Raw genomic sequence first — 12,631 nt, 5'->3', positions numbered from 1 at the left:
GTGATCTCTCCTTGACCCATATCTCCAAGAGTTGTGTCAATGATCTCATGTGTGTCAGTATTGATAAGACATACCGAACGCATTTGTGGATAAGGCGCCTCTTTGGTCCTACCTTTGCTTGAGCTAAAGTGCTGAAGGTTCTCATCGGTGTATGGCAATGAGTATACGACGCCATCTACGGCTTGGACGCTAAGTCCCATGAAGTCTTGTTGCTGGGCTAGTGATTCCGTTTGGTAGTGAGCACTTAGTTGATGAAATAGCTGCTTTAGAGGTTCATGCCCGAGGCGTTGTCTTGCTTGTACAACAGCACTGGGTACGCAGGCCTGTGAGTCTAGATTAAGCCGCATTTGCTCTGTGATATACCAGATGGAACGGTTTCGATATAAGGCTGTACCGATGACTAGCCAAACAACGTGTTCGGCTGGTAGCTTCCGCCTTCTAATGCTCGCTTTGCCTGTATATTCTAAGGCCTGCTGTATCCAGTCAGGGTCTATTAATTCACTAAATTGTTCTAGGGTGTCTGGGATCCTTTTATGCGTCTCATTAATAGCTTCTTGTAGTCTCATAGTAAAATAGCCCATCTAGTTATAGATGGGCTATTTTATTACTTTTCTTCGGGTTTTTGCCTTAACTGACTGGCATTACTCCGAAGAGTGAGTTTTTGAGAAATAGAATTTTAATTCAAATTAGAATTTATATTCTAGGCCACCACCGATAGCAAATACGTCTGCTTCAACTACGTTGTCATGCTCAGTTTTGTTATAACCTGCGTATGCATGAGCAATTATATTCTTTTTATAATTGTATTTACCACCAACAACAAATTGGTCTGAATCTAAACCACTAACACCAGCTAGATCGCTAACGTTGTTATATTGTGCATACACAGAAGCAGGTTTAGAGAAGTTAGCTAAACCCATTTCGGCTGAAATAACAAAACCTTTCTCATCTTTATTTGAACTATCATAATCAGTTTCTTGATACATACCACCTACAGTTAATGGTAGTGAAGTCATGTTACTAGCATCATATGAAACAGTACCACGGATAACATCACCCGCGACATTAATGTCTTTATCATAAGCAACACCAGCTGAGAAGCCAGTTCCTTGATCAAACATGATTGATGCGCCGTAACCATTGTCACGATCAACACCATCAGTTTCAAATACTTCATCAGCAGCATACATAGCAGTAAACTGTAATGGTAGGCCTTCAAACTTTGGTGAAATCCACAAAATAGAGTTATCTATACGGCTGCTATCAAGCATGGTTAAAGCGTCTGCTAAAGTCGCTTCGTTATTATTACCACCTAAATTGTCCCAATAACCTTCAGTTAGAGTTACAGTATCAATCGCATCAAGCGGTCCATGTTGATGACCGAAACGAAACTCACCAAAACTGTTATTTTTTAAGCCAAGGAAAGTATCACGTCTTTTAAAAGTATCTTTTTTATCACCATCAACATCAATACCATACTCAAGCTTATAAGTGACATCAGTATTTGCAGTAATAGCCTCTGCACCTTTAAAACCAATACGCGAGCTGTTTGAATTAAGCTGTAACGAATCACCATCACTATCAGATAAAAGCTCTTCTTGTTCTGCATTTGGATTCGCTTGGTTATAAGCAAGTCTTGCAGCATTTTCAGCTTGTAGATAGTTATTATCATAATCAAGTTCAGCGTCGATGTAATCCGCTGTCATGAATACTTTACCGTATACAGTTGGAGCGGCATTGGCAGCTGATACAGATAAAGCGGCGATTGCTGAGGCTAAAAGTAATTTCTTCATTGGGTATTTCTCCACTTACGGATTAGTTACGAATCATTTCAATTGAAAAATGTTCGCTTTGATGGTTTTAAAAGATGAAACTGTAACTTACAGAATCAATTTATTAACCTAAATTAAACTTGATGCAATTATGGCAATATTTTATGACAAAATTGTTAAATAATGCAATAATTTTTTAACTTAACTATAAAAACACGAGACTAGATACAATAATAACTTTCATTCTTCGCCGTATAGCTCAGAAATATCGGTGTTACAATATGCATAAAGGTGATTTGGATTACTCAAACTATTTATTAACGACAAATTTATCTTATATAATTATGAAAATATTAGGGCGTGTGGAACATTCGCAAATTAGCACTGCTGATAGCTAAAATTGTTTCAGACTAGGCGTAAACCGTCGTTAATGTCTAGACCTTGACTAGGTTTGCAATAACGTCTGGGGCGATTTTAGCATCAGCCTCACTCGAGCACAGCTCTCGCCTTGCGAACGGGCAAAGCAGTGCTTTGCTTAATCCGTTCTCAGGGGCGGGACTCTTTTTTGCCAATATATTGCGAAATTGTCTAACTTAGAATGACTAAGCGTCAAAAATTTCACTGCATATTGACTAAAAAATAGTCGCCGCCAGTGCCATGGTCGAATGTTCCACACGCCCTAATTTTAATCTCGTCATTAATAAAAGTAAGGCCTTAAATAAAGACTACCTTTGATACTATAACGTAAGAAAAAACTCATCTTGAAAGATGAGTTTTTTTTGACTTAAAATCTAATATTTAAATTAGAACTTATATTCTAGACCGCCACCAATAGCAAATAAATCACCTTCTGCATCAGTATTAGTACTAGCACTATACCCTTCAGTGTTATTGTAACCAGCATATAGATGAGCAATCATATTTTTCTGGTACATATATTTGCCACCTAAAACAAACTGATCAGAATCTAAACCTTTATAACCACCAAGATCACTAACATTGTTATACTGTGCATAGACAGTAGCAGGTTTAGCAAAGTTACTTAAGCCCATTTCAACAGAGATAACAAAACCTGTTTCATCTTCGCTTGTATCATCGTAATCTGCTTCTTGATACATTGCACCAATCATTATTGGTGTACCCGTTAACTCAGAAGCGTCATATGAAACTGTACCGCGGATAACGTCGCCTGCAATTTCTAAGTCATCATCATATGCTAGACCTGCTGTAAAACCAGTACCTTGATCAAACATGATTGAAGCACCATAACCGTCATCATCTTTCTCTTCACCATCTATGTCAAATTGTTCATCAGCACCGTACATAGCAGTAACTTGTAAAGGTAGGTTACCTAACTGAGGTGAAACCCACATTACAGAGTTATCGATACGACTACTATCAGCCATAGTTAGAGCTTGAGCTAAAGTAGGCTCTTCATTATTAGTACCTAAATTATCCCAGTAACCATTTGTAACAGTGATATTATTGATCTCATCGACTGGAGAGCTTTGGTTACCAAATCTTAGCTCACCAAAACTGTTATTTTTTAGACCTAAAAAAGTAGTACGACGCGTGAATGTATCAGTCTTATCACCATCAATGTCAATACCATATTCTAACTTATAAATAACATCAGTATTCTCTGTAATTGGTTCTGAACCTTTAAAACCAATACGCGATCCATTTGAGTTCAACTGCAATGAATCACCATCTTTATCTTTTACAGTAGGAGATTCATAGTCTATTTCAGCGTCTACATAATCAGCTGTTAAAAAAGCTTTACCATATATGGTAGGTGCAGCTTGTACAGTTGAAATAGATAGAGCAGCAATGGCTGATGCTAGAAGTAGTTTTTTCATGGGTGGTTCTCCACTTTACAATTTTAGTTATAGGCTGCTCTAAAAAGCTAACGGCCATCGAATGATTAGTCAAAGAGACATAATTGTCATTAAAATTCTCTGACTTAATATAACAGTCAGATCTTAATGTAGTATGGTAGTAAAGTATTACAGTTCTATTGATTTTATAAATAAATTAACTAAGTCTATTTATTACAACTCGTTTTTAGAAACTCATAAAAATAACAAGGCATAGAATTCTGTTACATAACTCACCAAACTTATACCTCTTGAATAAGGATATCAACTTTGAAATAATTTGCAACACTTTTTTAGCACTAGGCCTTATTTTTTCCTAATGACTATGTCAAACCTTACTAAACAAACCCTATTCTCAAACTATTAAAATTAACTGTAGATTCAAGTCTGGTATTTTTAGTCCAGCCAGTTTAGACCTCTAATCATAATGCTAGATTAAAGCCAAAGTCTACGTTAAAAGTTGAGAATGAGGTATTGGTTCTATTTTATACAGCATATAAAAAAGACCCACTAGTTACAGTGAGTCTATTATTATTAATTAGCAAATTAAGTCTAGAATAAATACTCTCAACCACCACCTACTGCAAATACTTCAGCATCTGCTCTATCACTTAATTCTTTATCACTATATCCAGCATATAAATGACCAACTATATTTTTTGATACTTATACTTTCCACCTATAACATACTGGTCATTATCTACATCATCTAAGCCGCCAAGATCACTAACATTATTATATTGTGCGTAAATTGAAGCAGGTTTAGAAAAATTACTGGTGGTGTCTCAACAAGTATACTGAAGTAGAAAAAATGTTGGGACAGCCAGAGCAGATGTTATATTTGAGGTTATGAAGACACAAATAGAACTTAACTGCCCCGACTGTCACAGTACAAGTGTAAAGAAAAACGGTAAAAAAGGCTATGGTAAGCAAAACTACCAATGTAAGAGATGTAAACGCCAATTTATTGGTGACCATGCTTTAACCTATCAAGGTTGTCATTCAACCGTAAAAAGCAGAATTCGGTTAATGTTAGTCTGAGGCTGTGGCATTCGAGATATTGCTGAAATAGCCACAGTAAGCATAGGTAAGATACTAAATACGATACAAGGCTGGACATACCAACTCACCCCGAAGCAACAGTACTACCGAAGACTTGAGGTCGATGAGTTTTGGACGGATGTAGGCAAAAAGAAGCGTAAAGTTTGGCTCATTTATGCCTATGACCGTAGCATAGGTGAGATAGTAGCTTATGTATGGGGCAGGTGTAACTTAAAGATAGCTAAGAAGCTTAGAGCCCGTCTCAAGCAGCTTAAAATTGACTATGGATATATAGCTATGGACAACAGGGACAGCTTTATCACTGCTTTCAAAGCTGACAATAAACGAATTGGTAAAAATATACTGTCGGTATTAAAGGCAATAACTGCCGAATAAGACAAAGATTAAGACGAGCTTTTAGAAAAACTTGTGGTTTCTCTAAAAAGCTCGATAACCATTTTAAGACCTTTGATATGCTGTTCTTTTACATCAATTGTGGGTATGTCTAATGTCAGCATACTTTTTGAAACACCACCAAGGTTTTGAATAGACAAAAAAAAGCTCTGCTAAATATCGAATTTAGCAGAGCTTTAAAAAAGTGTAGAATAGTTAAAAGTTAAATAGTGCTAGCACGATTCACTCGCATAAAGATTTAAGTTTTAAGCGGGCTTGATGTAATAATGGCTCAGTATAGCCACTTGGCTGCTCACGGCCTTTAAAGATTAAATCTTTAGCGGCTTGGAAAGCAATTGAGTTATCGAAGTTATCCGCCATTGGGATATAGTTCGAGTCGCCTTTATTTTGCTCGTCAACCACTTTCGCCATGCGTTTTAGAGCCTCCATCACTTGCTCTTCGGTTACGACGCCATGATGCAACCAGTTAGCAATGTGCTGACTTGAAATACGTAGCGTTGCTCTGTCTTCCATTAGACCCACGTTATTGATATCTGGCACTTTAGAACAGCCGACACCTTGATCAACCCAGCGTACAACGTAACCTAAGATACCTTGTGCGTTATTCTCAATCTCTTGGCGCTTCTCTTCTTCTGTCCAATTGGTATCTTTTGCTAATGGAATCGTTAAGATATCATCAAGGCTTGCACGCTCACGGCCTTTAAAGCTCTCTTGTACGTCTTGTACGTTCACTTGATGGTAGTGAATACTATGTAGCGTTGCACCTGTTGGTGACGGTACCCATGCGGTTGTCGCACCGGCTTTAGGATGGTTAGACTTAGTCTCCACCATCTCTTTCATCTCATCTGGTTTCGCCCACATGCCTTTACCAATTTGAGCACGGCCGATTAAACCAGTTTCAATACCGATATCAACGTTCCACTGCTCATACGCAGGCTGCCACGCTTGTGACTTCATGTCACCTTTACGAACAAAAGGACCGGCGTTCATGCTGGTATGAATCTCATCACCTGTACGGTCTAAGAAACCGGTGTTAATAAAAATAACGCGCTCTTTAGCCTGACGAATCGACTCTTTTAGGTTAATAGTGGTACGGCGCTCTTCATCCATAATACCGATTTTTAGGGTATTTCTTGGTAAGTTTAACGCATCTTCAACCGCAGCAAATAAATCATCAGCGAACTTCACTTCTTCAGGGCCATGCATCTTCGGTTTGACGATATACATTGAGCCTTCACGTGAGTTAGAGTGCTCGTTATTACCCTTGATGTCATTGATGGTCAATAATGGCGTGATTAGCGCATCCATGATACCTTCAAAAATCTCTTCTTGACCGTTACCCAAATCAACTAAGATAGCTGGGTTTTGCATTAAGTGACCCACGTTACGCGTTAACAGTAGCGCACGGCCTGGTAATACAAGCTTACCGCCTTCTGGCGTAGTATATTCACGATCTGGGTTAAGTTTACGAGTTAGCTTTTTATCGCCTTTATAGAAAGTCTCGGTTAAATCACCATTCATCAAGCCAAACCAGTTACGGTACGCTTCTACTTTCTCTTCTGCATCAACCGCAGCAACTGAGTCTTCGTTATCCTGAATAGCTGTAATCGCTGATTCTAATAGCACATCTTTGATGTTAGCAGGATCATCTTTACCCACTGGATGGCTGGCATCAATCTGAATTTCTACATGTAGGTTGTTGTTTTTAAGCAAGATACCGGTTGGTTTTGCAGCATCACCCACATGACCTGCGAATTGCGCAGTATTTTTTAGTGCGGTTTTGCTGTCACCTTGAGCGATAACCAATGCACCGTTTTCAACACTAAAGCCAGTCACATCAGTATAGCTGCCTTGCTCTAGACCAAAATACTCATCTAAGAAGCCTTTGGCATAAGCCACAACTTCAGCACCACGTTTTGGATTGTAGCTGCTGCCTTTGTCTTTGCCATCGTCAGTGTCAATCATATCAGTGCCATATAAGGCATCGTATAAGCTGCCCCAACGCGCATTGGCTGCGTTTAGCGCATAGCGAGCATTACGCACTGGTACAACCAATTGTGGACCTGGGGTCGTTGCAATTTCAGCATCGACGTTTTCTGTCGTTACTTCAAAGTCATCGCCTTCAGGCAATAAGTAACCGATATCTTGTAGGAACTGCTTATATTTAGGGTAATCAATCTCACCGTCTTTGGCAGGATTGTCTAAATGCCACTGATCGATTTTTGCTTGTAGCTCATCCCGCTTAGCAAGTAGCTCTTTGTTGCGTGGCGTAAATTGCTTAACGATATCTGCGAAGTTTGACCAGTACGCTTCTGACTCTACACCAACACGAGGTAGCACATCATTTTCAATGAAATTATAAAGTTGACTATCAATAGCAAGGATGCCTTTTTGAACACGATTCTGACCGTTATTAACAGAGTTACTCATACCATTTGATCCTTTATTGGTGAAAGTTATAAATATCAAAAAAGATTTAGACTAAATTTTTATTAGTTATATCTTATTCTATAGTCTTTTTTCGGACTAATATCACTATTTAAAATGACTGATAAACCATGCCTGATTTATCTATCCTCATACTACTATCATTCAACTAAATAAACAAGAAACTGGCATTTCACAAATAAATATTTGGTCTTTAATCACTTGATAATGGGTATTAAAACGATATAAATCAGCGGTCTATAGACTTAGCATGGTAGCCACTGGCAGAGTTTAGCTATTTAATTTACTACAGTTTCTGCTATTTTTAATATTTTAAATCTTTAGTGCCGATGGCCAAACAATAGGCGAAGTCAGTGGCTGATATTTGATAGAATAATGCCTACTCAATTTATAATCGCCTACTCATTTTATTTTAGAGTTTATGACTCACTACTCTTTTCTCTTACCCCATACTTAAGACTGACTGTTTATGACTAATTCGATGAATACCACGGCACCTGTCTCTTCTTTTGCAACGTCTTTAACTGACGAGGACGTAAACAACACCGTTCACGCCCCTGCAAAAACAGATATTTCTCATATTTATGAATTTTTAGGTACGCGTACACCAAAATCATGGTTAGAGGCGGCGCAGCAGGACTTACCGACCATTATTCAAGATCATGCCAATTGTGAGAAAAAGGCAGCCGGAACAGCGATGAACCTTATTTTTCGTTATGAGTTCCATCGCGACTTACAGCTAAAACTGGCTCAACTGATTCGTGAAGAGATGTTACACTACGAACAAGTGGTCGGCATTATGGTAGAACGTGGACAGAAATGGCGTCATTTGCCTGCTAGCCGTTATGCAAAAGGAATGCTTAAACACAAGCGTACCTTTGAGCCTGCTGCTATGATTGATGTATTGATCATTGGTGCCTTTATTGAGGCACGTTCTTGCGAGCGCTTTGCGGCATTAAGTGAAGTGATCGATGATGAACGCCTAGCTAAATATTACCGTTATCTATTAAAATCTGAAAGTCGTCATTACGAGGATTACATTACGCTCGCCCGCTCTCTTGTATCAGATAACCCCAAAGAAAAGCAGGCAAAGGCAGCTTTAGATTATGAAGCGCTGCATCAAGCCACCAATGGTAGTATCAATCATGACGAGCAAACCTTAGATATTGATGCCCGCATTGCCTTTTTTAGGGAAGTTGAGGCGGAGCTGATTACTAGCCCAGATAGTGAGCTGCGTTTCCACAGCGGCGTACCCAGTCTTTAAGCACCCATTTGTCAAATAGATGAATTTAGCCAAAACAAAGGGCAGATTAACTCAGTTAATCTACCCTCTTCTATTCTTATACAGCTTGATGCCTTGTTTAAAAGCTACTCAAACTTTTTATTTTAAATCTTCGTTTAGTACTCGAGTTTGCGCGTTATCAACAGTGGCATAACGGTTCTGATCCGTGATTTCATCGCTCTGAGGCTGCTCATCTGCTTTTGATACAGTATTGGCATTCACATTACCATCAAATGGCGTTTCGCCTTCTTGATCTCGTCTGTCTGGCTGACGCGCTGGATTGTCGCCATCATTGACATGTTTAGACTTATAGACATCCTGCTTAAGTGTTTCTGTACCCTTATCATCTTGAGTCTCTGAAGCAACGCGACGATCCTCAGTTCCAGTCTCTGTATTAACGGCTTCTGTATTCGGGGCTTCTGTATTAATTGGTGTTTTGGTTAAATGAGGGTCTTTGGTTTGCATGGTTCATCCTTATTATTATTGAGTAAGTTTATTCTTCTAATAAGTATAAAAAGTTTCGTATCACTCTCATTATATAAACGAGTCCTCTATATAAATGAGTAACCTGTCTATGTAGATGAGGAACAATTGCTCAATTGCATTTATTAGTCTTTATCATGGCGACCTAGATCATGAGCATTTAAATCACCCACATTTTTACCTGCTGGCGGTAGACCTGCTTGAGCACGAGGGTCTAAATACACTTCATCAGTTTCTTGTGAATCTTGCTGTTCACCATCAATTTCTGGTTGATGCTTAGTGCCTTCGTAATCGCCTAACTCTTCTTTGCCTTCTTCAGTCCCTTTAGACTGAGCAGCACCTTTATCAATAGAAGGGATATTTTCTTCATGATGCTCACCGCGAGCACGCGCTTTATTCACGTCATCTGCTATAACTTGATCACGAGTGCCTTCTACTTTGATTTCTTTGTTAATCGACATATTATCCCCTCATTATTTATTTTTATAATTGTACTGATATCCCAGTAGCTAATTAATTTTTATGTGCTTAAGACCTTATTCGCCTAACATTTATTTATGCACTATTTATCAGTTCGTACATCGTCATCAATAAATGGTGTTTCCTCATCCTTAGATAAATCTTGTGGTGCTTGATTGTCATCTTTTAGATTATCTTTCACTTGATTTGGCTCTACTTCGTTTGCAGCTTGTGTCACTTCCGATTTATTTGCATCGTTATTCATGATGTTTTTCCTTTTATCAATAATATGAACTATCTATTGTGGTTCTTTATTAAGGCAGCTAATAAATACTGACCTTTATAAGCTGATTATTATCATATAGACAAAGCACTGCTATAAACTATTAGCAACACGTAGTATTGTGTTTAAAAATGTTGAAAAAAAAGCAACTTTGTAAACAAAGTTGCTCTTCTTTCACTAAAACAGGATAAATAAGCGTTATCAATCAAATATCAGATTGAGGAACACTCTCTTCAATATCTGACACCCCATTTATTTTCTTCAATAAATAATCCTGTGCAATAAACGGCTCTTCGCCTTTTGCAGGTTTTATCTGCTCCCAGCTGCCATCGCCTTTTAATGACCAAGACTGTACGTTGTCTTTTAGATAGCTGATCAGACCATCCTCATAGACACGTTTGAACAGATTACGGTCCTCTACAGGGAATGCCACCTCAACACGGTGGAATAAGTTACGACTCATCCAGTCCGCGCTGCCACAATACAAGCGCTCATCGCCGCCGTTATAGAAATAATAAACACGTGTATGCTCTAAGAAGCGGCCCACAATTGAGCGTACTGTAATGTTCTCAGACAAACCTTTGACTTGCGGACGAATACAGCTCATCGAACGTAAAATCAATTCAATCTTCACGCCTGCCTGCGAGGCATCATATAGCTTATCAATCAAATGGCGCTCGGTTAGCGCGTTACATTTAACGATGATATGGGCTTTTTTACCGGCTTTGGCATTGGCAATCTCACCATCTATAAATGACATCAACTGAGTGTGTAAGGTAAATGGCGCATGCAATAGTTTATTCACGTTGGCAGGCTTACCCATTCCAGTTAACTCTTGGAAGATTTTGTGTACATCTTCAGAGATATCAGGATTAGCGGTAAATAGACCATAATCTGTATAAGCTTTGGCATTACCTTCATGATAGTTACCAGTACCTAAATGCACATAGCGGCGGATTTTATTATCCTCACGGCGTACAATCAGCATCAGTTTGGCATGCGTTTTATAACCGACTATACCGTAAACCACGACTGCGCCTGCTTCTTGCAAGAAGTTAGCAACCTCGATGTTTGACGCTTCATCAAAACGGGCACGTAGCTCTATAATAGCGGTAACTTCTTTACCATTACGTGCCGCTTCTGCTAATGCCTTAACAATTTCAGAGTTTTTGCCCGAGCGATATAAAGTCTGTTTAATCGCCAATACTTTCGGGTCATTGGCCGCTTGCCAAATGATGTTCACTACAGGATTAAATGACTCAAAAGGATGATGCACCATCACGTCGCCGCGGCGAATGGCGGTAAACATGCTCTCACCTTTGTCAAATGACTCACGTCTAAAGGCTTTAGGAATAATATGCGTAAACGGCTGGAAACGCAACTTCGGAATATCAAAATCGAACAACAAACGAGTCAGGTTAACCGGACCATTAACACGATATAGCTGGTTGTCATGTAGGCCGAACTCATCTAATAAATAGTCGCTAATCTCAGTTGGGCAGTTGGTAGTCACCTCTAGGCGTACCTTATCACCGAAGCGGCGATTGTCCAGCTCGCCCTCTAGGGCTTTGGCGATATCTTCAACATCATCAGATAATTCGAGATCAGCGTTACGGGTCAAGCGAAACTGATGGCAGCCCGTTACTGACATACCTGGGAATAGTTTGCCCACGTGCTCATGAATAACGGCCGACAGCATAATATGATGCTCTTTACCACCAGTTAGCTCATCTGGCAGGCGAATAACGCGTGGTAAGCTGCGCGGTGCTGGCACAACTGCCAGATTTATATCACGGCCAAAGGCATCTTTGCCCTCTAGACTCACCATGAAGTTAAGGCTCTTGTTTACCAAACGTGGGAACGGGTGCGCAGGGTCAATGCTAATCGGTGTTAATACTGGCATGACCTGTTCAATAAAGTAATTCTTCATCCACTGCGCTTGTTCGGCATTCAGCTCATTACGCTTCAGATAGCGGATGTCCTCTTCCGCCAATGCTGGCAAGATATCTTCGTTTAAAATACGGTACTGCTCATCAATGGCTTTGTGCGCCACATCAGAGATTTGTCTTAATACTTCACTCGGACGCATCTTGTCCGGCTTGGTTGAGATATAACCATGATTAAGCTTTTGCATCAGACCAGCTACACGAATCTCAAAGAACTCATCCATGTTAGATGAGAAGATAATTAAGAAAAACAGACGCTCAAGTAGTGGATGGCGCGGGTTAGTCGCTTGCGCCAGTACACGTAAGTGAAACTGCAGCCAAGACAACTCACGGTTGATATAACAGTTCGGCGAATAGGTACCATCGTCATAACGCTGCCAATCTAATACGGTTAGCTCATGCTCATTGTTTGATTGCTGAGCGGCAGTCGTCTGCTCCTTATCTTGAGCAGTGGTTGTTGTCTTTTTTTGAGTCGCTGTGTTGTTGGTCATAATATCAATTACATCCTTAAATGCATGGTACGGCGGATTTTATTAAGTCTTTGCTTATTTAAACTAGGTATCGTTCTATTAGCTTCATTATTAATGCCTAATTATCGAGGGTTTATGACTTAAACAGTGAGCCTA

9 protein-coding genes and 1 pseudogene are annotated in these 12,631 nt (G+C 39.5%); 2 read left to right on the top strand and 8 right to left on the bottom strand.

Annotated elements, in window-relative coordinates; translation table 11 throughout:
* From AC2SLM_RS04760 to AC2SLM_RS04750, 3 genes are all read right to left on the bottom strand, one after another.
* On the bottom strand, positions 1-566 hold a 566-nt coding region (locus AC2SLM_RS04760; RefSeq protein WP_486552346.1), incomplete at its 3' end, for a transposase domain-containing protein.
* Between the two features lie 120 nt (positions 567-686).
* The gene (locus AC2SLM_RS04755; RefSeq protein WP_486552345.1) at positions 687-1,793 is read right to left on the bottom strand and encodes a porin; all 1,107 of its coding nucleotides are present in this window, start codon (positions 1,791-1,793) and stop codon (positions 687-689) included.
* 782 nt (positions 1,794-2,575) lie between these two features.
* On the bottom strand, positions 2,576-3,631 hold the full coding sequence (locus AC2SLM_RS04750; protein ID WP_486552344.1) for a porin: 1,056 nt from the start codon (positions 3,629-3,631) through the stop codon (positions 2,576-2,578).
* Positions 3,632-4,498: 867 nt separating this feature from the next.
* Between AC2SLM_RS04750 and AC2SLM_RS04745 the strand changes: the two are divergent.
* Positions 4,499-5,199 (top strand): annotated as a pseudogene (locus AC2SLM_RS04745) (IS1 family transposase).
* Positions 5,200-5,326: 127 nt separating this feature from the next.
* Here the strand turns inward: AC2SLM_RS04745 and AC2SLM_RS04740 are convergent.
* Entirely contained in the window at positions 5,327-7,534 is a 2,208-nt protein-coding gene (locus AC2SLM_RS04740) for a malate synthase G (RefSeq protein ID WP_486552342.1), read from the bottom strand.
* Between the two features lie 499 nt (positions 7,535-8,033).
* On the opposite strand from AC2SLM_RS04740, the gene AC2SLM_RS04735 reads away from it, so the two are divergent.
* Positions 8,034-8,816 carry a MiaE family protein gene (locus tag AC2SLM_RS04735; protein ID WP_486552357.1) on the top strand — a complete coding sequence of 261 codons (783 nt, stop codon included), beginning with the start codon at positions 8,034-8,036 and terminating at the stop codon, positions 8,814-8,816.
* Positions 8,817-8,933: 117 nt separating this feature from the next.
* Here the strand turns inward: AC2SLM_RS04735 and AC2SLM_RS04730 are convergent, their stop codons facing one another.
* The 4 genes from AC2SLM_RS04730 to ppk1 all read right to left on the bottom strand — a co-directional run bounded on the left by AC2SLM_RS04730 (position 8,934) and on the right by ppk1 (position 12,496).
* The gene (locus tag AC2SLM_RS04730; protein ID WP_486552341.1) at positions 8,934-9,299 is read right to left on the bottom strand and encodes a hypothetical protein; all 366 of its coding nucleotides are present in this window, start codon (positions 9,297-9,299) and stop codon (positions 8,934-8,936) included.
* Positions 9,300-9,442: 143 nt separating this feature from the next.
* Positions 9,443-9,778, bottom strand: coding sequence for a hypothetical protein (locus AC2SLM_RS04725; RefSeq protein WP_486552339.1), 336 nt, complete (start codon positions 9,776-9,778; stop codon positions 9,443-9,445).
* Between the two features lie 101 nt (positions 9,779-9,879).
* The gene (locus tag AC2SLM_RS04720) at positions 9,880-10,041 is read right to left on the bottom strand and encodes a hypothetical protein (RefSeq protein ID WP_486552338.1); all 162 of its coding nucleotides are present in this window, start codon (positions 10,039-10,041) and stop codon (positions 9,880-9,882) included.
* Positions 10,042-10,264: 223 nt separating this feature from the next.
* A complete protein-coding gene (gene ppk1, locus AC2SLM_RS04715) occupies positions 10,265-12,496 on the bottom strand; it encodes a polyphosphate kinase 1 (RefSeq protein ID WP_486552337.1) in 2,232 nt (743 codons plus the stop codon).
* Positions 12,497-12,631: the final 135 nt, after the last annotated feature.

This window comes from Psychrobacter sp. CX16, assembly GCF_057396245.1.
This window is presented reverse-complemented; position numbering and strand designations above follow the sequence as displayed.

Coding starts and splice junctions, on each gene's coding strand:
- AC2SLM_RS04755 (WP_486552345.1), bottom strand. CDS start 1,793: ATGAAGAAATTACTTTTAGCCTCAGCAATCGCCGCTTTATCTGTATCA.
- AC2SLM_RS04750 (WP_486552344.1), bottom strand. CDS start 3,631: ATGAAAAAACTACTTCTAGCATCAGCCATTGCTGCTCTATCTATTTCA.
- AC2SLM_RS04740 (WP_486552342.1), bottom strand. CDS start 7,534: ATGAGTAACTCTGTTAATAACGGTCAGAATCGTGTTCAAAAAGGCATC.
- AC2SLM_RS04735 (WP_486552357.1), top strand. CDS start 8,034: ATGAATACCACGGCACCTGTCTCTTCTTTTGCAACGTCTTTAACTGAC.
- AC2SLM_RS04730 (WP_486552341.1), bottom strand. CDS start 9,299: ATGCAAACCAAAGACCCTCATTTAACCAAAACACCAATTAATACAGAA.
- AC2SLM_RS04725 (WP_486552339.1), bottom strand. CDS start 9,778: ATGTCGATTAACAAAGAAATCAAAGTAGAAGGCACTCGTGATCAAGTT.
- AC2SLM_RS04720 (WP_486552338.1), bottom strand. CDS start 10,041: ATGAATAACGATGCAAATAAATCGGAAGTGACACAAGCTGCAAACGAA.
- ppk1 (WP_486552337.1), bottom strand. CDS start 12,496: ATGACCAACAACACAGCGACTCAAAAAAAGACAACAACCACTGCTCAA.